Source organism: Paenibacillus sp. 37, assembly GCF_008386395.1.
GTDB classification, from domain to species: Bacteria; Bacillota; Bacilli; order Paenibacillales; family Paenibacillaceae; genus Paenibacillus; species Paenibacillus amylolyticus_B.
Genome location: NZ_CP043761.1, coordinates 5061230 through 5085941, shown reverse-complemented (window position 1 = coordinate 5085941; position 24712 = coordinate 5061230). Strand labels below are relative to the sequence as shown.

At 47.3% G+C, this 24712-nt stretch carries 6 protein-coding genes; all 6 read left to right on the top strand.

Features of this window, described 5'->3' with window-relative positions; all coding sequences use genetic code 11:
- The first annotated feature begins 40 nt into the window (after nucleotides 1-40).
- Genes F0220_RS21825 through F0220_RS21800 form a run of 6 tightly spaced genes read left to right on the top strand, consistent with a single transcriptional unit; the run spans nucleotide 41 to nucleotide 24703 of the window.
- Nucleotides 41-16819 (top strand): hybrid non-ribosomal peptide synthetase/type I polyketide synthase, encoded by a 16779-nt coding sequence (locus F0220_RS21825; RefSeq protein WP_105599786.1) that lies wholly within the window; start codon nucleotides 41-43, stop codon nucleotides 16817-16819.
- A complete protein-coding gene (locus F0220_RS21820) occupies nucleotides 16809-21008 on the top strand; it encodes a beta-ketoacyl synthase N-terminal-like domain-containing protein (RefSeq protein WP_181155482.1) in 4200 nt (1399 codons plus the stop codon). The genes F0220_RS21825 and F0220_RS21820 overlap by 11 nt, the downstream gene beginning before the upstream one ends.
- Nucleotides 21005-21262 (top strand): acyl carrier protein, encoded by a 258-nt coding sequence (locus tag F0220_RS21815; protein WP_105599784.1) that lies wholly within the window; start codon nucleotides 21005-21007, stop codon nucleotides 21260-21262. The genes F0220_RS21820 and F0220_RS21815 overlap by 4 nt, the downstream gene beginning before the upstream one ends.
- Entirely contained in the window at nucleotides 21259-22410 is a 1152-nt protein-coding gene (locus F0220_RS21810) for an acyl-CoA dehydrogenase family protein (protein WP_091013872.1), read from the top strand. The genes F0220_RS21815 and F0220_RS21810 overlap by 4 nt, the downstream gene beginning before the upstream one ends.
- Nucleotides 22407-23387 carry an ACP S-malonyltransferase gene (locus F0220_RS21805; RefSeq protein WP_105599782.1) on the top strand — a complete coding sequence of 327 codons (981 nt, stop codon included), beginning with the start codon at nucleotides 22407-22409 and terminating at the stop codon, nucleotides 23385-23387. The genes F0220_RS21810 and F0220_RS21805 overlap by 4 nt, the downstream gene beginning before the upstream one ends.
- Nucleotides 23384-24703 (top strand): aspartate aminotransferase family protein, encoded by a 1320-nt coding sequence (locus F0220_RS21800; protein WP_105599780.1) that lies wholly within the window; start codon nucleotides 23384-23386, stop codon nucleotides 24701-24703. The genes F0220_RS21805 and F0220_RS21800 overlap by 4 nt, the downstream gene beginning before the upstream one ends.
- Nucleotides 24704-24712 lie beyond the last annotated feature (9 nt).

Here is a 24712-nt window from a genome sequence, read left to right as displayed (position 1 = left end):
CACAGCTTGAATCTCAATTAAACGATGAGGTGTGGTCGTGATGGTACAAAAAACCGTTGAACTTTCCGAAACACAAAAGGGAATCTATTTTGATTGTCAGGTGAATGATCCCACTTCGTATAACATCTCAGCTTCAATTCAATTTGATCATCTTCAAATGGAGATATTTCGCCGGGCCATCGAATTGCTTATGTATGAGCAAGTGGTGCTGCGTACTCGGATTGAGATTCAAAATGATGTACCCGTGTTATCCGTTCTTGAAGATATGGATTATTCACTTACCTTGTGGGACCTAAGTAGCGAGAATCAGGAGAATCCAAAGGAACAACAGTTAGAAGCACTGGTGGATGAATGCATCGGGACACCTTTTGATCTGGAGAAAGGTCCTCTGTTCCGTATAATGATTGTTCAGATGGATAAAAGCCGATATATTCTGACCTTATGTATTCATCATTTAATATGTGATGGCATGTCGCTTGAACTGATGAAAAACAAACTTATTCAGTCATATACGTGTCTTCTTGAAGATCAGCCTGTGGATGTCAAGCTGGATGAAGGATTCATCTCTTATGTTGAGGCAGAGAACAAGAAACTGCACGAAAACAAGTACTCCAAAGAGCGGGAATACTGGTTAAACAAAATGAAGGGAGCGGAACCTCTTTCTCTAAAGCACGACTTTCCAGCAGGTTCTTTACAAGAAGGAATTGGTCATGAACTGCGATTTGATATTTCGGAATCGTTAATGGCTGATATTACACAGATGTCCAAAGATAATGAAGTAACCGTTTTTATGTTCTTTATGGGTGCCTTTGGCATTCTTATGAGTAAATATGTCGGTACAGACGATATCACCTTTGCCTCCCCATATTCTCATCGTCCCGGTATGGACTTGGAAGAAACGATTGGATGTTTTGTCCATATGTTGCCTATGCGATTCCATATTGACCTCGAATCAACTCTAAAACCTCTGCTGCAACAAGTAGCCACAACCTGGATGGATACGTACAGGAACATCGGATATCCCAATAACCTCATTGTCAGAGACGGCATGTTACAGGCTCAACCCGGATCACCATCGTTGTTTGATATTTCCTTTGTTTATGATTCCTATGAGGAAGATATGCTCGGAACTCGTATTCTGGATCAGGATAAGGTTACGTTTCCAGGAGATCTAATGGTGGTGTTGAGTCGTTTACCGCAAGGTGCTCAGTTGAAGCTGCAATATAAACCAAGCTTGTTTCGTGAAGATTCAATGGAGCGAATGGGCCAACGATTTCTATACTTGCTGAATCAACTAGTAACCAATTCTGATCAAAAAATCAGTGAGTTCAGCCTCCTGATGCAAGATGAGAAAGAAAACTTACTTTACCGATTCAATCAAACTTCTTATTTTCCCTACACTCCACAACATATTATGGATATATTTCACGATAAAGTAGCACGTTTCCCGGAGCGGGTAGCTCTTATGGAAGGGAAGCAGCATCAGACCTATGCGCAGGTCAACGCAAAAGCGAATCAATTGGCTAGGCAGATCGTTGCGAGTAAAAAAAGTGATAACGCGGCAGTTGGCGTGCAGATGCCGCGTTCCTCGGATATGGTCATAGCCCTATTGGCTGTATTAAAAGCCGGATGTGCTTTTGTGCCTGTAGACCCTTCCTATCCTTTGTCCAGAAAGGCCTATATTATATCGGATGCAGACATATCCATAGTGCTGGCTATGCAGCCCGAAAAAGATGACGAGACTCTAGATGTCCAGTACATCTACGTTGAGGGCGATCAGGCTTATACGGGGGATGTCTCAAACCTCGAAGAGGCGCTGAATCCGCATAGCCTTGCCTATATCATGTACACATCCGGATCAACAGGCAAGCCAAAAGGAGTCATGGTTGAAAATCATAGCGTAGTCAATACACTGCTTGATCTGGAGCGTCGTTTTCCAATGCAGGCGCAGGATGTTTACTTGCTGAAAACAGCATATACCTTTGATGTGTCGGCCACGGAACTTTTCGGCTGGTTCATGGGTGAAGGCGCACTAAGTATTCTTGAGCCTGGAGCAGAAAAAGACCCTTCTCGTATTTTGTCTACGGTGGCATCACATAAGGTGACCCACATCAACTTTGTTCCAACGTTATTCCGTCTTTTTCTGGAAACGATGGAGCTCCGCTCCGATCTGTCAGCATTGGAAACGCTGAAATGGATGTTTGTTGGCGGAGAGGCAGTTACGCCTGACATCATTGAGAAGTTTAACAGGTTAGGCATTAGAGCAAGTCTTGAAAATGTATATGGTCCAACCGAATGCACCATATGGGTTTCTCATTATCCATTAAGCCATTACGAAGGCTTGGGCAATGTACCGATTGGCTACCCGCTCAATGAGTCCAGATGGTATGTCGTCGGAAATCATGATGAGCTTCAGCCGTTAGGTATTCCAGGGGAGCTTTGTCTTAGCGGTGTTGGGCTTGCACGTGGATATCTGAATCTGGAACAGATGACCCGAGAAAAATTTGTCCCTAATCCTTTCTTTCAAGAAGGACAGGACGCAGCGCATTTCAGGTACATGTACCGCACAGGGGATCTGGTACGTTCACTCCTAAGCGGTACGATCGAATATCTGGGACGCATTGATTTCCAGGTTAAAATTCAGGGAGCCAGACTGGAGACAGGCGAAATTGAGAATACCCTGTCATCCTATCCGGGTGTCATCCAGACCGTGGTAGTCATGAAATCATTTGAAGGTAGGTCCGGCTTGCTGTATGCCTACTATCTGTCAGAGCAGGAGCTGCCTTCTGTCGGATTGAGAGAGCACCTGTCTCGTTCGTTACCGGCATACATGATACCATCCGTTTTTGTACATAAATCCGAATTTCCATTGAATAGCAGTGGGAAGATTGACCGGAAGGCACTCATGGCAGATATCACGCATGCTCACACTTCCAGTACGTTCTATACCGCCCCGTCTTCCGAACTTGAGAAGGTTATAGCCGAAGTGTGGGCCGAAGTGCTCGGTGTTGAGAGAGTAGGGCGCGATGACCATTTCTTTGAATTGGGCGGAAATTCATTTTCTGTCATTCAGGCTCACAATAAACTAAAACATTATACCGATGTGGAGTTCCCTGTTCCTCGTTTTTTCGAATGCCCGACATTGCGTCAATTTGCCGCGCTGGGTCCGAAGGATGAGGCAGTTCGGGTACCGACTGAAAGGGAACAATTGTTTCAACGAAAAGACGGCATTATGCGTGAGGACATTGCAATTGTGGGCATGGCGGTGAATGTGCCGGGCGCTGAGGATATAAGGGAGTTCTGGAGTAACCTGGTTGAACGGCGGGAAAGCATTCACTTTTATAGTGATGATGAATTGAGGGAGCTTGGTGTGGAGGAAGCGCTGCTGCGTTCACCTCGTTACGTCAAGGCAAAAGGACGTGCCAACGGCATCGATGAGTTTGACGCAGGGTTCTTTGACTATACTCCCGGTGAAGCCAAAATGATGTCTCCCCAATTCAGACTTTTGTATCAGGGAATATGGGAAGCGCTGGAGGATGCAGGCTGCAGACCGGATGAGGCGGGTAAGGTGGGTGTGTTCCTTGGCGGGTCCGATGACTTCGAATGGTACCGTCAAGTGCTTTTTAACGATGCTAACTATAGCAGTAAATACGAAGCATTTACCCTCAGCACCAATCATTTTCTCGCTACCCGAATGGCTTATAAGCTTAACTTAAAAGGGCCGGCCTATACCGCTCTGACGGGATGTTCTACTTCATTGGTTACACCTCATCTGGCATGTCAATCTTTGATCGTTGGAGAATGTGATGTGGCCGTGGCTGGTGGGGTCACCGTGGAGTTGCCCAATGAAGGGGGTTACATATTTGAGGATGGCATGATGTTCTCCACAGATGGACACTGTCGTCCATTTGATGCGGCAGCCAGTGGAACCGTCTTCTCCAATGGTATGGGAATTGTGGTGCTGAAGCGGGTAACCGATGCTCTGCGGGACGGAGATCATATCTACGGGGTCATCAAAGGCTCAGCAATTAACAATGACGGACAAGAGAAACTCAGTTTCCTTGCTCCAAGCGTAAACGGACAGGCTGAAGTCATTCAGGATGCTTATAAGGTAGCCGGAGTAGACCCGGAAACGGTGAGTTATATCGAAGCACATGGTACGGGAACGTTGCTTGGTGATCCAATTGAAGTAAACTCGTTAACTCGGGCCTTTGCTTCCGACCAAAAGCAATTTTGTTATCTGGGTTCGGTCAAGGGCAATGTGGGACATATGGATACAGCCGCAGGTGTGGTTGGTTTAATCAAGGTAGCGCTCAGTCTTGGACAAGGTTATATCCCTGGAACAGCGAATTATGAGCAGCCTAATCCCAAGATTGATTTTTTGAATACGCCTTTTAAAGTTATTGCACAAGGTGTGGACTGGAAACAGGGCAATGTTGGAGTCATGCGCGCAGGAATCAATTCATTTGGTGTGGGGGGCACGAATGCTCACATGGTATTGGAGGAGGCTCCCGAGATGGAGAAGTGCAGTCCGGATGATGACGTAAATATATTGCTTTTTTCCGCCAAAACAGAGTACTCACTGAACCGCACCGCTGAACGGATTATGGAACATCTGACTCAACATCCGGATCAATCTGTGTCGAACGCAGCGTGGACCTTGCAGTCAGGTAGATCTGTTTTTGCGTATCGTAAGGCACTCATTCTGGATAAGACATCGAAGGATAATCCGGACAAGCTGATACAGCAGCTGGGGAAAGCACGCGTATACCATTCAGCTCAAGACACCCGTCCCGTATACTTTATGTTCCCCGGACAGGGCAGTCAGTATCAGGGAATGGGTGCAGAACTATACAGATCTACAGAGCAAGCAGGCCTAGCTCCAATCTTCAGAAGTTATATTCAGGAAATATTGGACCTTCTGCCTGCGGAAGAACGAGAAGATATGCTGTCCGTTGTATACGGGGATCAGCAGCCTGAGCGAATAAACCAGACGGAGTACAGCCAATTCGCACTGTTCATGACCAGTTATGCGCTGGCCAAGTCGCTGCTGGATCTGGGCATCAAGCCAGATGGCATGATCGGACACAGCATAGGTGAATTGGCTGCCGCTGCGGTAGCAGGTGTGTTCGAACTCGGAGATGCTGTCAAGTTAGTTCGGCTTCGCGGACGTCTGATGCAGCAACAACAACCCGGGGTCATGCTTGCCATTATGGCGGATGCACAGCAGGTGAAGTCACAACTGGAGGAAGACATGTGGCTTGCCCTGGTGAATACTACAGGTTCCAGTGTGATTGGTGGGACAGCTGAAGCCATTTCACGGATGGAAGCCAAGGCTGAAGGACTGGGCTGGAAGTGCATTCGTGTGAAGACTTCCCATGCATTCCATACGCCAATGATGAATCAGGCTGCCGAGGAATTTAGACGTTATCTAGCAGAGCATTCACTTCATACGCCACAGATCCCATTACTGTCCAACACCAGTGGAACATGGGCGCTTGGAGATGAAATCACACAACCTGACTATTGGTCCCGTCATATTTTACAGCCGGTGTTGTTTGAATCAAACCTGGCTGAAGTGTTGAAGGATGAGCGCGCTGTATTAATTGAAGTCGGTGCAGGACGAACGCTAAGTTCCTTTGCCAGACAGCACAGTCAATCAAGAGATTCCCAGACGGTACTGAATATGTTGCGTCACGTAAGGGAAACAGAGCAGGACAGTATCTATGTGAACCGCAGACTTGCGGAGTTATGGTGCGAAGGCATTGAACCGGACTGGAAGGTGCTCAAAGGGCAGACGGTACGACGCAAATGCTCTCTGCCTACTTATGTTTTCAACAAACAATCCTATCCTGTCAGTGTTTCTCTTTCTGGCTCATCAGCAGCGGAAGGAATGGGTACCGGGGATGATAGGCAACATGCAGAGCAGGGTAAGGGAAGTAGCTCTGCTCTAATAAAAGGGACAGTTTATACTGGTGGTTCAGACCAATTGAAACAGATTGTTCTGGATGCATATCGAACGATTTTTGGCATCGATGATCTAGATGAAGAGGTTAATTTCTTTGCGGTTGGAGGAGATTCTCTCAAAGCAGTCAGCTTGTCTGCATGGATCCGGTCTCATTTAGGAATTCAGCCTGAGGTAGCAGATATTTTCAATCATTCAACGCCTATTCAATTGGCGGAGCATCTCTATGTCATTGCGAAACCAAAAGTGGACCAACAGACAATTCAATCTGCACCCACTATGGATGCATATCCAATCTCTTCTGCACAGATGCGTATGTTCACACAAGCGATGCTTGATCCAGGCAATACGGCATACAACCTACCGTCTGCAACCATTATTGAAGGTGAATTGGACCGTATAAGAGTTGAGTCTGCTTTGCAGAAGTTGATGCAGCATCATGAGGCGCTCAGAACATCGTTTGAGATACGGGGCGTTGAGATCGTTCAGATCATCCAACCTTCGGTTCGCTTAAGTATGGGCTATGCAGAGCAGCATGTGGCAGATGACCAAGAGTTGCCTGCGATGATCGAGACATTGATTCGTCCTTTTGATCTGGGGAGTGCTCCGCTTATGCGGGTTGAACTGATTAAGATGGGCGAGCGCAAGCACCTGCTATTCTTTGATATTCACCATATTATCGCAGATGGTACATCTGTCGAAATCATTACTCGTGACTTCAATGATTTATATTTTGGCAAAGAGCATGCAGTCCGATTGCAGTACAAAGATTACGCGGTATGGCAGCAGCAGCGTCTCGCTTCAAATGAATACATTTCACATCAAACGTACTGGCTGGACCATCTTGGCCCTTCTTTACCTGTGCTGGAGCTTCCACTTGACCAGGAGCGTCCATCACAGCGATCCATGCAAGGGGGACGTCTCCATTTCACGTTGAATCGTTCGTTAACACAAAACTTGCACGAGCTGGCTTCCTCATCGGAAGCATCCATGTATATGGTAATGCTAAGTGTGTGGAATCTTCTTCTAGCACACCACTCAGGTCAGCAGGACATTGTGGTAGGAACGCCTGTTGCAGGAAGGATGCAAGAGGAGTGGAAAGAGACGGTAGGCATGTTTGTCAATATGATTGCGATGCGGAATTTTCCAACGTTTGATCGTACGTACACTGATTTTTTACGCGAACTCAAACAACATACACTCGATGCTTTTGCGTATCAGGAGTATCCGTTTAATGAGCTTGTGGCACAACTGGGCGTGACACGTGAGTTGAACCGAAATCCGGTATTTGATGTTTGTTTCGATTATCAGAACATGGATTTGCATGGACTCGAACTTCATGGTTTGCAATTCAGTTCTTTTCCGGTGGAGACGGGTACGTCTACTTATGATCTGTTAATGACCTGTCAAGAAAACAGGGAGAAGCAGGTGATTGAAGGATATATCGAATACTCGATGGATCTGTTCCGCCGGGACACAGTTGAAGGTATGATGCAGGAGTTTATCGGACTCTGCCAAGAGGTTGTACAACAGCCCAATCTGTCTCTGAGCGAACTGCTTGAGAGAAACATTGGTTCTCATGAGCACCCAGTCCATCTGCTTGCTGGTCCACGTCTGGATTACACTCCTGCGGTGGGTCTGCATCGGCTGTTCGAGCTGCAGGCAGAACACACACCAGACAAGGAAGCTCTCCTTGTATCATCCGGAGCCGCTTTTACCTACAGGGAGCTTAATGAAAAAGCTAATACGCTGGCTTGGAAGCTTATTGATCAAGGTGTACGCCGGGATGAACCTGTGGGCATATTATCCAGACGTGATGAATCGTTGATCATTATGCTATTGGCGGTGCTGAAAGCTGGGGCGGCTTATGTGCCTCTGGACCCTACTTTTCCGCCGCAGCGTATCCTGAATATGATCGAAGATAGCCGAATGAACGTATTACTGTGTACGCCTGATGAAGAAGGCACAGTGACTTTTAGCGGAGAGCGATTCGTGTATGATCCAACTGCCCAGGATGTGCGCTCATCCGTTAACCCGGACGTAAACTTCCTGTCTTCGGACCTGTCCTGTGTAATTTTCACCTCAGGATCGACGGGTCGTCCCAAAGGGGTCATGATTACTCATGAGGCGATGGTCAATTTTGTTGAGGACATCAGGCACCGACATATTTTTGCACATGAGACAGATCGCATCATCAGTGTAACGACCATATCTTTTGATATTTTCGGATTTGAAGTGTGGGCACCACTATGCACCGGATATTCGCTGTATCTGGCCAATGAGCAGGAACAGCTTGACCCGGCTCTTGCTTCACGTCGAATACGTGAACATGGTGTTACGCACATTCTTAGCACGGTCTCACGCATTAAGGCATTTGTCGAAAATCCGGAATTCGCTCAGGCGCTGGGCAATCTGCGGTGTGTTCTTACCGGAGGGGAAAATGTCCCTGTGGGACTCCTCACCGATCTGAAGCGACTTACGCCCGCTCGAGTCTTTAACATGTATGGACCAACGGAAACTACGATCTGGTCAACGACCAAAGAATTGAATGACACAGCCGCGATTACCATTGGCAAGCCCATTACCAATACAGAGATTTATATTCTGAATGATGAAGGTGAAATACTGCCACCTGGAAGTTATGGAGAGCTGTGCATTGCAGGAAAAGGATTATCCCGCGGTTATCTGCACAATGCAGCTGAGACCGATGCCCGATTCATTGCAAACTCGAATGTGTTGGGAGGCCGTTTGTACCGAACTGGCGATCTGGCCCGTATACTGCCGGATGGGGATGTTGAGTTAATGGGACGGTTGGATCAGCAGGTGAAGATTCGTGGCTACCGGATTGAACTGAACGAGATTGAGCAGGCAGCGATGAATTATGAACGTGTAAGAGAAGCTGTCGTTAAGGTAGAAGGGGCCGAGCAACATTCATTGCAATTAATCCTTTTCTACAGTCTGAAGCCTGGGATTGGGCCTTCCGTTATGGAAGATGAAGACGTACAGCTTCGGACCTGGTTAAAGCAGCGGCTTCCACAGTACATGATGCCTTCTCGCTTGATTTGTCTGGAAAATCTGCCTGTGCTGCCTAACGGCAAACTGAATCGCAATGCCCTTCGTCTGGCTGATTTCGAAACGGGAGAGAGGGATAACCCTGCTCTGGTTTATGGCTCATCGATTCAAGGAATGGAGCGGGCAAAAGTTGATCTGGAGCAGATGCTCATTGCAACGTGGAAGGAAATATTGAATCTGGATACGGTTAATATCCATGATCACTTTTTTGACATCGGAGGCAACTCGCTGGGGCTTATCTTGATCAATAATCGGCTGAATGCCTATCTGGATAAAAGCGTTCCGCTGGTGCAATTGTTTGAGCATTCCTCCATTGCATCACTGGTCAATCATCTGGTGGCTGAGCAGATGCTGCCGACAGTTACACAACAGGTGCGAGAGGAGAGCGGGCATATCGCTACGGCTGGATATCCTGTTACGAACCCGGACCCGACAACAGCTCCCAAAGATGATGTGATGAGCACAGTTGAACACAGCAAAGTGGAGCAGAGCAGACCGGCACAGAGCAGACCAAAACAGAGTATCTCGTTTGCTTCAGACCACAGTAGCAGAGATTCTTCGTCGTCGGATATCGCAGTCATTGGCATGGCAGGGCATTTTCCCGGCTCAAGAAATATTGAGGAGTTCTGGGATAATCTAATGGCAGGTAAGGACGGTATCACCCGTCTGAATGAGGAGGATCTAACCGCTGCGGGTGTACGACCGGAAGACTTCAAACATCCTGATTATGTACGGGCCAAAGGTGTACTGCAAGATACTGAGTATTTTGACTCCGGGTTTTTCGAATATCCGCATCAGGAATCCAATATGATGGATCCGCAAATACGGCTGCTGCATCAGTGCTCATGGGAGGCGCTTGAGCATGCCGGGTGTGATCCTTACAGTTATGAGGGATCTATAGGATTGTTTGCCGGAAGTGGACTGAGCTTACCGTGGATGGTGCAATTTCTAGGTCGTTCCGGTAATTTGCTACATGCTTTTGAAGCCATGACTTTAAATGAAAAGGACTATATTACAACCCGAGTATCTCACAAATTAAATCTGAGAGGGCCGAGTATGGCCGTACAGACCGCATGTTCAACTTCTTTGGTCGCTATCCACCAAGCTGCTGAATCGCTGATTCGTGGGGAGTGTGATGTGGCACTTGCGGGAGGTGTCTCTATCTCCTATCCGCTCAAAGAAGGTTATCGCTGGCATGAAGGCATGATTTATTCAAAGGATGGTCATTGCAGACCGTTTGATGAGCAGGCATCTGGTACTGTGTCTGGTAATGGATGCGGAATGGTTGTGCTCAAGTCACTCCGCGACGCGCAGAGAGATGGAGATCATATCTATGCAGTCATTAAAGGTTCAGCGATTAATAATGATGGCATGGACAAGATTGGATATACGGCACCGAGTGTGGCCGGGCAGGTCAAGGTTATTCAATCAGCCCTTCATCGTTCGGGAGTTTCTCCAAAAGAGATCTCCTACCTGGAGGCGCATGGAACAGGAACCAAACTGGGGGACCCGATTGAAATTGAAGCGCTCAGGCAGTCATGGGGAACAGATCGTAGAAATTATTGTGCTCTAGGTTCTGTCAAAGCCAATATTGGGCATCTTGATGCGGCAGCAGGTGTAGCCGGTTTTATTAAAACCGTACTGACGCTTTATCACCGGGTGGTTCCGCCACAGATTCATATGAATCGGACGAATCCGATGTTGGAACTGGAGCATAGTCCCTTCTATATCAACAAGGAGCCACAGTCATTAGAAGACGCGAAGCATGTCCTGCGAGCAGGTGTCAGTTCGTTTGGGATCGGGGGTACTAATGCTCACGTCATTCTGGAGCAACCGCCCGTCCAAGAGAGCCAAGCCAATTATGAATCATTGCTTCTGCTGCCCTTCTCGGCCAAAAGTGAATCTGCGCTGGAACGCACGTACGATTCGGTTCTACAGGCGATCCATGCATTGCCGGAGCAGTTGCCCAATGCTGCATGGACGCTACAGAAGGGAAGAAGCAGATTCATTCATCGTAAAGCACTAATCGTTGTAGACGGTTATATTCCGCCAAGCGAGCAGTCTGTAGAGTTTGAGACACAGGCAAGTGTGATGAATGGGAAGCCTAAGGTCATGTTTTATCTCAGCGGAAATGCAAGTTGGGAAGCGCGCAAGATTCGGGAACTATATGCTTCTGTGTATCGCAGCCAGGTCTCAGAGATATTCAAGCAGCACTTTGAAGAGATACTGAATCTCTTTGAGTCCAAGGAACAGTATGCCATTCGCCAGGGCATAGGGCGATCGTTAACCGATTCAAGGCTTGAGCGTATGCAGTGCTTTGTTGTGCAATATGCTCTTTATAAAACCGTGATGCAGCTTGGTATCAAGCCGGATGCTGTCTGTGGACAAGGCGTTGGCGAACTGGTGGGGTTGGTTATTAGTGATGCACTTGATCCAGTACATGCCGTTGGGCTTCTATACAATCTGGAGCATTGGTCACTACAAGAAGGAGCATTGTCAGATGCTTTGACAGGAAGGATGACAGATGCAACTGTAACAGACCTTGCGTCGAGTATTGCACCACTGTTATCTCCAAATTTCCTGTTCACGCTGCTAAATCGCAAGACGCTTTCTGAATCTGCTGGGCATACGCTGTGGATCGTTTCGAATCAGCTGCAGGATACAGAACAAATAGCCCCGGATTCATTATCAGAGCCAAACATCATTGCTCTTACTGGAGATCGTCAGAGCTTGCTTGAGGCAGACGTGTATTTAATGAAAGTACTTGCTTTTTGCTGGTGCTCTGGCATGGAGTTGGATTGGGAACAGTTAAACGGAACGGGGCGTAGGCAAAAAATCTCCCTGCCGACGTATTCCTTTGATCCCATTGTTCATCAACATGATGTTGCGTTGTATCAGCTTGCAGGTATGTCGCAGGTTGCAGCGGGTTCTATCGCAGCATTAGACCAATCTCCATCTGGGAAAGTCAGGGTTCAACGGACTGATGATGAGATAAGGCATGTATTGTCGCAATTGTGGCAGGAGTTGCTTGGTAATGGAGAAGTCGGCCTTGAAGATGATTTCTTTGAGCTTGGAGGTCATTCTTTAAAAGCGATTTCCTTGGCGTCGAGGATTAAAGAAATGTTTGGACTAAATTTGGGGCTGGAAGAGATTTTTGATCATTCTGTGTTTGAACACATGGTTCAATGGATTGCTGAACATCAGGCTACAAGTGACTCCAATTCAGTGGACCCAATCTTGCCTGTTACTAAGAAAGAGAAATACAAGACCACTTCTGCACAGCGAAGAATGTATGTGGTGCATGAGTGGATGAAAGGTGAGAGTACGGCGTACAATCTCGCCAGCTCTTATATGGTAAGAGGAAAACTTGACCCTGCCCAATTCAGAGTAATCATGGATGCACTGGTAGAGAGACATGAAGCATTCCGTACCAGGTTTGAAATGATTGACGGTGAGCTTTTCCAAATTGTCGAGGAGCAGGTTCCAAGCGTGGTGGAGTTGCTGGAATTAGAAACAGCAGGGTTAGAACAGGTCATGGAATGGATAAAGCCTTTTGATCTGACCAGCGCACCATTGGTTCGTGTTAAGCTCATTCGCCTTTCTCAAGAGGAACACATCTTATTCATCGACATGCATCATATCATTTCGGATCAGAGTTCCATTGCGATCCTGATGCAGGATTTTGCTCGCATGTACAGAGGAGAAACATTACAATCTCTTGACATTCAGTATAAGGATTATGCGGAATGGCGTGATGAAGCTGCGTCACACGGACAATCTGTTGAAGACGCCAAGTTTTGGATACGGGAATTTGAGGACAAGCCTGCACCGGTTGAATTGCTTACAGACTTCCCAAGACATGGCGCGTCATCTTACAGCGGAGACAGACGTTCCATTGAACTTGGTGAGTCGTTAAGCACACAGGTCAATGACTTCTGTACTCAACAAGGGCTTACACCTTATATGTTGTTTATGGCAACTTTGAATCTATTAATCTGGAAGTATACAGGTCAAGACGACTTGGTCGTTGGTACAGCGGTTGCGGGGCGTGAGAAGCCAGAACTCAACAACGTTATGGGTATGTTCGTGAACATGCTTGCCATTCGCACCAGCATGGACAGAGAATGGTCCACAGAGACGTATTTGAATGAGATGCGTGGCAAGCTGTTATCCTGTTATGAGCATCAACATTATCCTTATGAAGCACTGGTGGAACAACTTGGTCTATTCGGTGATTTAAGCCGCAACCCCCTATTTGATGTGGTGTTAAATTACATTAATATGGGAACCGATGATCCTGAAGCCGGGGAACTGATGCTTGAACCATGGGTCGAAGGTAAGGTGGATGCCAAATTTGATCTGACTTGGACACTGGTCGAGCATAAGCAATGTTACACGGTTGAACTTGACTATCGCTCGGATTTGTTTAAAGCGGAGTCCATGGAACTGATGCTGGATAAATTCCGGTATATCCTGTCTCAGATCACAACAGGGGATAATGAACGAATTGGTCAGATTAAGCTCACTACACCGGAGGAAGAGGAATGGCTGCTGTACGGAGTCAACGATAATGCCGCTCAGTATCCGCGAGATGCGACCATTTCCCAATTATTCGAGGAACAAGTTCATGTGCATGCACAGAAGACAGCATTGGTCTGGGAGGACGGTGAATGGAGCTATGCGGATCTGAATGAACGTGTTCAGTGGCTGGCGTTCAGGTTGCTTGGACAAGGGATAAAATCAGGCTCCAGTATTGCTCTCATTCTGGACCGTGGACCGATCCAGATGATCAGTATTCTTGCTACACTCAAACTCGGTTGCAGTTATGTTCCGATCGACCCGGCTTCGCCGCCATCGAGAATTGAATTTATTGTGCAAGATTGCGATGCAGCTGTGTTATTGACTGAAACGGCTTATGCCTCCACATGGCAGTCTGTAGTTCCTTGTATCGTGCCGGCAGATGAACTGGCAGCATTTGATTCAGGAGACATGCAGGAGCCCGTTGAAGATATGAACACGACCGCTCTTGACCCGGCTTATATCATTTATACATCAGGGTCTACAGGAACCCCGAAAGGGACTGTGATGAGTCATCGCAATGTCACCAAAGTCATGAAAAATAGTAATTTTGTCACCGTCGTGCCAGAGGATCGTATCCTGCAAATTTCTAACTATGCGTTTGACGGTTCCATTTTCGATATTTTTGCTTCATTAATAAATGGCGCTACTCTTGTATTAATCTCAAAAGAGACCATTTTGGATATGGCTCGTTTGGCGGATGTCATCCGACAGCAACGGATTTCAGTATTTTATATTCCGACATCCTTGTTTAATATGCTGGTGGATTGGGATGCTGAATGCTTGAAGAATGTGCGTAGAGTGATGTTTGGTGGTGAAGCTGCATCGATGAGCCATGCCAACAAAGCGCTTGCATGTGTGGGACCTGGCAGGCTGTTAAATGGATATGGGCCAACGGAAGCAACCTTTTTTGCCTCCTACCACTTATTACAGCAAACAGAGCCTTATACTGGCTCACTGCCCATTGGTTACCCCCTGTCTAACACAGCTTTGTATGTTCTGGATGATGAGCTGAAGCCTGTGCCACCCAACGTTCCAGGTGAACTGTATATCAGTGGGGATGCGGTGGGTATTGGATATCTTAACCGTGAGGATCTTACCCGAAAACACTTTCTTGATGATCCCTTCCGCAAGGGAGAACGAATGTATCGGACAGGTGACATCGTCAAACGTCTGGCTGACGGCAGTCTGATTTTTATTGAACGTTCGGATTTCCAGGTCAAAATTAGAGGTTTTCGCATTGAGTTATCGGAGATAGGCAATTGCATGGAGCGTCTTTCGGGAGTTCGTGATGCCTTTGTCATGACAGTTACAGAACCATCAGGAAGTCTTTACATTGCCGCTTTTTATACAAGCGACACTGGGGCAGATGTTGAGTATATTCGAAGAGAACTTCACCAGCAACTGCCAGAGTACATGGTGCCTGCACGAATTATTCGAATGGATCATCTTCCGATTAATGCCAATGGCAAAGTGGACCGAAGAGCATTGTCCGAGCATTTGGTTGAAGAGCAGCAGAGGTCTATGGAAGTGAGTTCACCTCAGACAAAAACAGAGCGTGTCATTCTTGCCGCCATGCAACAGATCCTGGGTAATCCAGGCATTGGTGTGGAAGATCACTTCTTTCAAAATGGGGGGCATTCGCTCAAAGCGATTGCATTCACTCAAATTTTGGCAAAAGAAGGAATTGCCATCAATGTGAACGAATTATTCCAATATCCGACAGTTAGAGGACTTGCCAAATTGGTAGATATTAATCCTCCGGCGTCAGTTTGGTCCGAAGATAGCCTGCATATTCAGTCCCCGATAGTCATACCACAGGACATAACACTTCATGAGAAACAACTGGACAGCCTGGTCCTGCATGTCTTAAACAGCTGCAATCAGGTTTCATCTTTTATGGCTGGCATGACCCCTATGGGTCAATTCCCACTATCTCCAATTCAACAAGCACATGCTTCTACGACTTCACGAGCAAGCGGATTTACAACAACGCTGGAAGGCGAATTGAATGAACAAGCTGTAAAACACCTGATACTTGGGGTTATGTCCCGGCATCAGTTACTGCACAGCATAATATATGAGGAAGAACAATTGTATTGGCATCCATGTGATATGTCATTAGCGGCGGACATGCTGCAACAGCTTATCCCGTATCTTGATATTCGTCATTATGCTTCGGCTACAATGGAGCAGCTGGAGTACAGACTGGTTCAGTCTCTGTTACACAAAACGTATACGTTGAAGGAACTACCATGGCGTCTATGTATTTTGCGTACAGGAGCCACAGAGCATAAGCTGATTTGGAGTTTTGATCACCTTGCGTTTGATGGTATGAGTGCCCAAATTATCAAACAACAACTTGAGTCGAAGGCATTATATAGACCGCAAGGTGTAGAGCTCGAGAGTGATCGAAATTATGAGGATTATGTAAATTTTCTGTCTCAAGGCCCCATAGGGGTAACTGAAGATGAAATGAAGAAACAATTTTCACTTCAGGCATGGCATAGATGTAACACCATCGTCATGAACAAGTTGAAGGAAACAGAAACATTGTCGCCTTCAGCGATGACTGTCGAGTTGTCCCTTGCAGGGAAGGAGCCTGCAGATGTTTGGTGGACATGCTTTGAAACTTTTGCCAACATCATTGCGGCTTATCTGAACATAAGCCAATTGCCAATAGCCCTGGTGCATTACGGAAGGGAGTATGGCGAAGAATCCTACTACGATTATGTGGGAGAATTCCTTGATCTGATTCCAGTGCTGGTAGACAGTGAATTCACACAGGAAGATCTGTTGGAACGTCTGGAATTTACGAAGCGACACAGCATTAACTTTATGGCACTTACACATGATTCTTCCCTCTCGGCACAATATGATGGCATACGGGAACAATTGGGAACTGCCTACAGGCAAGCAGAACAGGAGCCGCGTCAGATGATTCTGTTTAATTATCAAGGCTTCATCTCCAGCAGCGAAGCGATCCCAATGTCGTCTCAGTCGTCGGATGACCAAGATTCGAATTCGGGACTCTCCCAATTCGAATGGGTAATTCGCTACGACGAAGAGTGTCTGTACGTACATCTGGCCTGTCAGGCTGGTCTGGACATCAAACGTATGAAACAGCTGATTGATGACAAGCTTGGTAGCGATGTGAAAGTGGTAGTTCACAATGAGGCAATGGAGGTGCAACATGTCCAGTAAATCCATACAGCGAGGACCCGAGCTGATTGTGCCAGAGCATTATTCAACAGTGGCTGAGATGTTAATCTACATTGCAGATACTCATCCAGAAAAGGGAATGACCTATATCAGCTCTTCAGGTGACGAACAGTTTGAATCATATCCTGAATTACTGATGCAGGCGCGCAAGTACCTGCAGTCTCTTCAGGAGCAAGGCATTCAACAAGGACAGGTCGTTATTTTGGAAATTGACCAGTCACAGGAATTTTACCGTACATTTTGGGCTTGTATGCTGGGGGGCATTATTGTCGCCCCTGTTAGTCCTCCAGCCGCCTGGGAACCAGGCTCAGCTGGTCTGGAGAAATTCACGAAAGTGTGGGAGGTACTCGGGCGTCCGGTTGTGATCGTCGAGGAAGCCTACATGCCCAAGTATAAGCAGCTTGCGGAAAGTCCGGTATTCAAAGATCTTATGTTGATTAGCGTGAATCAGCTTCAAGCAGGCCAGCAGATGGCCGATCTATGCCCAACCTCTCCTGATGACATTGTGTTCCTGCAATTCTCATCAGGAAGCACGGGAATTCCCAAAGGTGTGCAGTTAACAAATCACAATATTATCGCCAACAGTATTGCATGCAAGACTTTTCTTGGAGCTGAAGAAGGAGATAATGTGTTTACCTGGTTGCCGCATACGCATGATATGGGGATATTTGGACAGCATCTGACACCCGTCCTGAGTGGAGCCAACATCATGGTGATGTCACCTTATACCTTCGTACGGTCGCCTTATCTGTTCTTGCGCAAGATTACGGAGCATCAGGGAAAATGGTTTTGCTGTACCAATTTCGGTTTTGAATGGATGGTTCAGAAGATCCCGGATTCCAAGCTCTCAACGCTTGATCTGTCTTCACTGCGTATGACCTTGAATGGTGCAGAGCCTATATCAACGTCTGTTATTGAGCGATTTGTCAAAAAATTCAGCTCTTGTGGCTATCGTCCCAATATGATGTTTCCTGCGTATGGCATGGCCGAAGCGACAGTAGGTGTATGTACCTCCAGACTGGGGGAAGAGCCGCGAATTGAACGTATTTCACGTTCGCGGCTGGTGCAGGATGGACTGGCTGTGCCAGTCCAGCTGCCTAGCAGTGATAGCCATACTTCGGATGTGATCGAATTTGTTCATGAAGGATATCCCATGACAGGGATTCAAATCCGGATTGCGGATGAACAGGGTGAAGTGCTGGATGAGCGGGTTGTTGGCGAAATCCAGATCCGTGGGGAATCGGTAACCTCCGGATATTACAGTCTCCCGGAGATCAATCGTGAAATGTATATGGATGGGTGGCTTCGCACTGGAGACTTGGGTTATATGGCTGATGGCTCCCTGGTTGTAAGCGGACGAATCAAGGACATTGTGTTTATTCGGGGACAGAACCATTATGCGCATGATCTTGAAGAAATTTTGTACCAGAATAGCAGCATTCCTAGAGGGAATCTGACGGTAGTCGGGCACTTTAACAGCCTCAAACAAGTAGAAGAGCTGCTTGTATTTGTTAAATACAAATCGGGCACTCCACAGTTTCTGGATGTACGCCAGGATCTGATCCAACGTATGAGGGCTGGATTGGGTATTGAGATCACCCATGTTCTCCCAATCAAGGTTATTCCCAAAACGACGAGTGGCAAGGTCCAGCGCTTCATGCTGAGAAACGAATATGAGCGTGGAGTATTTACCAAGGACATCGAGGCCATTGAAGAGCTGATTCGCCAAAACACACAACAGCAACAACACGAGACGGTTTCCACATCGTCTTTGGAATATACCGTACGTAAAGCCTGGGCCGAAATTCTTCAATTACCCGCAGGAAAGATTGAGATGGATACTTCTTTTCTCGCACTTGGAGGCAATTCCATTCTCTCCTATCAATTACTTGACAAGCTGTCTGCACATATGGGGCGTGAATTAGGACAAGAACTACTTGTTTTTTGCAGTACAGTACGTGAGATGGTGGAATATCTGCAGGAACTTCCAGCAGAAAAGAAGGACTTTGAACAAGCTGAAACAACAGATAATCACCTGAATGTACATCGTGCTATTGCTATTACCGGGCTGTCTCTGCGTCTGCCTGATGCCGACACCCAAGAGCAGTTCTGGAGCAATCTGGTTAACGGGTTAGATAGTGTTGACCGGGTTAGCTTAGAGCGTGCAACACGTTCCAAGCAACCCGGTTGGGATGACTGGATTGGGGAACTGAAGCAACCGGATACGTTTGATCACGACTTCTTTGAAATCCCGTCTGAACAAGCTGCATTTATGGATCCGCAACATCGGAAGTTGCTGGAAGTTGCTCATGAGGCGCTGGAGGATGCAGGTATGCTCGTGGATCATGAGGAGAAGCGTGATGTGGGTGTGTATGTAGGGATTAACCCAAGCACATACTTCGATCTGGTTGTTGATTATATGAACCGGAGTCTTGGAAAGGCTGTTCATTCTCACGCTATGGTAGGCAATATGTCCAATATTGCAGCGGCCTCCATTTCACACATGTACAATTTTACAGGGCCGGCACTGTCGATAGATACAGCATGTTCTTCTTTTCTGGTAGCACTGACACAAGCTGTGGCGGCCATTCAGGACAAGCGTATCTCTGGAGCAGTTGTAGGTGGAGCGAACATTTTGGCTACACCGCATGTTCATCAACTATCACGCAATGCTGGAATCTGTTCTTCCACTCAACATACGAAGGTATTTGACCGGGAAGCAGATGGTTCAGTCTTGGGAGAAGGTGCTGTTGTTGTATATCTGGAGCCGCTAACAGAGGCAGTTCGCAACAATAAGCATGTTTATGGTGTGATTCGCGGGACAGCGGTGAATAACGACGGATATTCCCTGGGCATTATGGCACCCAACCCTCAGGGACAATATGAGGTGCTCCGTGCCGCTTATCGCGATGCCAACCTAAATCCGAGCGAGATTTCTTATATTGAAGCACATGGATCGGGGACAAGGATTGGAGATCCAATTGAGGTGAATGCCTTGCTCCGACTGTTCCGGGAAAAGGGATGCACAAGCGACAATTCGATTGGATTAGGTTCAGTCAAAACCAATATTGGTCATTTATTTGCAGCCTCCAGTGGAGCCAGTCTTGCCAAGGTTCTGCTCAGTATGCAGCATGGTGAACTGGCACCAAGTCTGCATATGGATAATCCGAATCCGGCCCTACGACTGGACCAATCGCCGTTCCATATTGTTAGCGAGCATAAAACGTGGGATGTACCTGAAGGAAAAACACGGAAGGCAGGCATCAGTTCATTTGGACTGGGAGGTACGAATGCCCACATTGTGCTGGAGGAATGGAAAGCCCCTGTCCGTGCAGTTGCCCCGGCACGAGGCCAGTTGTTAACGTTCTCTGCCAAATCAGAGCATGCTTTAAAAAAGCTGATTGATAACACGGAGCAGTATGTGAAGAAACATGTGGACCTGGCACCAGAGGATCTTTGTTTTACCCGAAACAGATATAGAAAACATTATCGGCATCGTGCAGCAGTAACTGTCAGCTCAACCGGAGAGTGGAGCATCGAAGAGATGGAATTTGGCTTCAAGCCTAGAAACCGAGCTGCTCGTGTCAATATTGTGGTTGGGGGGCATGAGATTTGCGGAGAAGATGAGGCTCAAGCTCGTAAGGTAATCAGGCCAGACGATTCTAATGAAGATACGGTATCCACCTTGAACTACTGGGTGACCTTGCTTGAGACACTTGTACGTCTGGTCCCTTCCATTCAGGAGATTCGAGGAATAGCTGCAGGAGAGGAGCTTGTATCCAGTTTACATCTGGATGGCGAGGAACATCACAGCGCTCATGCAAGCCAATCCATTCCAGTGAACAACAGAGTGACGTTAGACAGTCTGCAGGACACACCTGGCAAGATGGCAAGCGCCGACATTGTAATTATGATTGCTGCAGATCAGACAGTGCAGCAGCTTGAATACAGTGGCAAGGAGAGCTTCATTCGCCTGTCTGCCAAGTCGACGCTTACCATGGAGGATCAGCTTGCTTTATTACTGGGACAGCTTTATGTACGTGGTGCTGCGCTGGATTGGGAACAGTTACATCCGAATGGCTCTGGCCAGATTGTACATCTGCCAGCACATCCATTCGAGCCGTATGTACATTGGATAGATGTGAATCAGGGAACGGAGGTCATGATATGACAAAAGAAGAAATTGAGCTTTTTATCAAAAGCGAGATTGCAGCAGCGTTGAATCAGGAGCCAGAGGACATTGATGAAGAGATGAATTTTTTGAAAATTGGTGTCTCATCTGTGCAGGCGCTCAAGATCATTAACCGTGCGCGCAAGCATCTTCAAGTTGACATCAGTCCGGTTGCGTTGTTTGAATACAAAACAATTGCCGAGTTCGCCGCTTATCTCAATGAATCTCTTCTTCAAGAGGGGGTTGTCGAATGATTGAAGCGGATATAGAGCAAGAGATCATTCATGAAGCTGAATTGTTTGCTGCCCGTGAAATTCGTCCGTATGCTCAACAGATTCAAGAGCAGCAAGCCATTCCCAGAACATTGATCCGTGCCATGGCTGAAAAAGGTTACTTGGCTGCCTCGATCCCCGCTGAATATGGCGGCATGGGTCTCGGCCCCAGGGCGTACGGGCTGTTGACTGAAGTATTTGGCAAGGCTCTTCCAGCCGTTCGCAGCTTGTTAACGGTACATACTTCACTTGTAAGTGAAACTTTGGTACGTTTCGGAACGCCTGAGCAAAAATCGTCCTGGCTGCCCAAGTTGGTGAAGGGAGAATGGATTGCTGCCTTTGGCCTGACTGAACCGGAAGTTGGTTCGGATGCCAAAAGTGTAAAGACCGAGTGGAGAGAAGAATCGGACTGTTATGTTTTGAATGGAAAAAAGAAGTGGATCACGTTTGGACATTTGGCAGATGTATTTATCATTATTGCCTCGAATCAGGGACGAAGCACTGCTTTTTGGGTAGAACGCCAGTTTGAGGGTGTACAGACCAAACCTATTGAAGGTGTCATGGTTGCGGGAGAGACAGGTATAGCTGAGATTGATCTCCATGAGGTGCGTGTACCAAAGAATTACATTATTGGACGTCTAAATGAAGGTTTTGAGTACATCGTAACCGGGGCGCTGGATCAGGGCAGATATAGCATAGCCTGGGCAGGGCTGGCGATTGCGCAGGAAGCGCTGGATGCCATGGTGACTTACTCAAGGAAGCGGAAGCAATTTGATCAGAAGCTGAGTCATTTTCAGCTGATTCGCGGCATGATTGGAGATGCGGTGACAAAAGTCCATGCAGCACGAGCATTATGTTTACGGGCAGCCGAGCTGAGAGAAGCCAGGGACCCGCAGGCTGCCATGGAGACAACAATCGCCAAATATTTTACGTCCAAAGTTGCTGTTGAAGTTGCAAGCGATGCGTTACAGGTGCATGGTGCGAACGGAATTAGTAACCAATATCCTGTTGCCAGGCTGTATAAGGAAGCCAAAATTCTGGAGATTATTGAAGGTTCTTCTCAGATGCAGCAGGAGATGATCTCGCATTACGGATTAAAAGCCTATTACAAGCGTGGCGGTGGCGTATGACGTTTTGTGCGCTATTTCCTGGCCAGGGAAGCCAGTATATCGGAATGTGCAGCGAGTTGTTGGACAGTGAGCCGGAGGCGAATCAGATCTTTGCGGAAGCAAGCGAGGTGATTGGATTTGATTTGAAGGCACTGGTTATGGAAGGGACCCTGGATCAATTGACGGTCTCTGAATATGCTCAGCCTGCTGTACTGACGGCAAGCTACGTTCTATTTGACTCATTTGTTCGCCGGACTGGAATGACTCCAGATTATGCAGTAGGTCACAGTTTGGGGGAGATTTCGGCTTTAGTAGCGGCGGGTGCATTGCGATTTGCTGATGGAATCCGTTTTACAGCTCAGCGTGGTGCGTTGATGCATCGCTCCATTCAGGAGCAAAAAGGAAGAGCGGGTATTGTTGTTGATGTAACCCAAGAAGCGCTTGAAGAATTAGTCGAGAATATTCGTCAGAACGAGTATGTGACGATCTCCGGTTATAATTCACCGGGACAGTTTGTCGTCGCAGGTACTGTGAAGGGTCTTCAACTGCTGGATGATCAGGTGGATGGCTTCGGTGGGGAATTCATTCCTTTTCGTATGATGCCAATGAAGGCAGATGCACCTTATCATAGCGAGTTGATGCAGTTCATTCAGCCTGAGCTTGAAGAGATGCTTGCAGGGGTTTCCTTCTCTGCACCGGTGTTTCCCATATGCTCTACAGTACATGGTGAGTTCATTAGTGGAGCCGAGGACATTCCTCAGCTGCTGAGCAGCCAGCTTTTGCAACCTATTCGCTGGAATCAGGCATTGGCACGCGTTCAAAATCTGGGAGCGACGGTATGGATCGATATCGGTCCAGGCCAGAGCGTAAGAAATATGATGGCTGAGAATAAGACTTTGCCTGCAGCCTATTCGCTGGATGATCCGCAAGATCGGTTCAGGTTATTGGAGCGATATGAAGCAGTAAACCAGACAAGTGGGGGAGGCGATAAGGGATGATCACGGAGATGATGCAGTACAATCAGCGGGTGAAACAATGGCTGCCTGGCGGTGTCCACTATAATTTTCACCTTCCTTGGGAAGAGACGCCGCTCCATTTCAAGCATGCTTCCCGAAGCAGAGTGACGGACATGAACGGCAACGAGTATTTGGATCTATATGCCCGCTTTGGTGCCCTCATTGTTGGCCACGGCAACGAGGAGTATAACGAGTGTCTGAAGGATACCATTGACCGTGTTCTTTCCGTAAGTCATTGCGATCTGGATGCAGAGGCTCTGGAACTGATCCATCAATATGTACCTTCAGCAGAGATGATTCGTTTTGGGTTATCAGGCACGGAGATTGTCCAGAATGCACTTCGTCTTGCCCGGGCGTGGACAGGTAAAAATCGCTTTGTACGTTTTGAAGGCCATTATCATGGCAATGCGGACAATATTATGGGTGGCAAGACTGCACGTACAGGTTTGCCTGTACCTTCAGACTATCCTGGTGACATGAAAGGAACAAAGGGGAGGGCAAGGGATGCCATGGAATCTCAATCCTACCTCCTGCCATGGAATGACGCAGTCCGTCTGGAGGAACTATTTCGCGAGCATGGAGACGACATTGCAGCAGTAATCATGGAGCCGGTTTGTGTAAATGGAGGCGGAGTCATGCCTGCTCCGGGTTATCTGCAAAAAGTCAGACAGTTATGTGACCAGTACCAGGTCGTGCTCATTTTTGATGAGATTATAACAGGATTCCGTATGGGACTCGGTGGTGCCCAACAGTTATTCGGTGTAACACCCGATCTGACTACACTTGGGAAGGCAATCGCCGGTGGCGGAGTTCCGGTGTCAGCCCTGGTTGGCCGAGCGGATATCATGAAGTTGCTTGTAGACAAAAAAGTAATTCATGCGGGTACGTTTAATGGCTATCCATTAGGTACAGCTGCTGTAAAAACTACGCTGGAAATGTTGGGCCGCAATGGAGGACAGGCGATGAACAGCATGAACCGCCACGCTGAGATGATGCATGACATACTCTGCCAGGAAGCAGTGAAGGTAGGTCTGCCTTTAATTGTTCAGGGTCCGTCTGGCTGTGCTTCTTATCACTGTTGCACGGAGCCGCTTACGGATACGGCTGATTATACGTTTGAATTGATGTCTTTTGATATTTTGTTAAATAGCAAGCTTGCTGAGCACGGTGTTCTGGTATCTACGCTCTCGCGAATGTATCCGAATATCCTGCTTGATATGCAGGATGTTGCCTGGTTTAGTGAGCGTGTCCCAGCAGCACTTGCAGAAATGAAAGAGCTCTACGACGAGCTGATCTGATGGTAGCTC

Coding starts and splice junctions, on each gene's coding strand:
- F0220_RS21815 (WP_105599784.1), top strand. CDS start 21,005: ATGACAAAAGAAGAAATTGAGCTTTTTATCAAAAGCGAGATTGCAGCA.
- F0220_RS21800 (WP_105599780.1), top strand. CDS start 23,384: ATGATCACGGAGATGATGCAGTACAATCAGCGGGTGAAACAATGGCTG.
- F0220_RS21825 (WP_105599786.1), top strand. CDS start 41: ATGGTACAAAAAACCGTTGAACTTTCCGAAACACAAAAGGGAATCTAT.
- F0220_RS21810 (WP_091013872.1), top strand. CDS start 21,259: ATGATTGAAGCGGATATAGAGCAAGAGATCATTCATGAAGCTGAATTG.
- F0220_RS21805 (WP_105599782.1), top strand. CDS start 22,407: ATGACGTTTTGTGCGCTATTTCCTGGCCAGGGAAGCCAGTATATCGGA.
- F0220_RS21820 (WP_181155482.1), top strand. CDS start 16,809: ATGTCCAGTAAATCCATACAGCGAGGACCCGAGCTGATTGTGCCAGAG.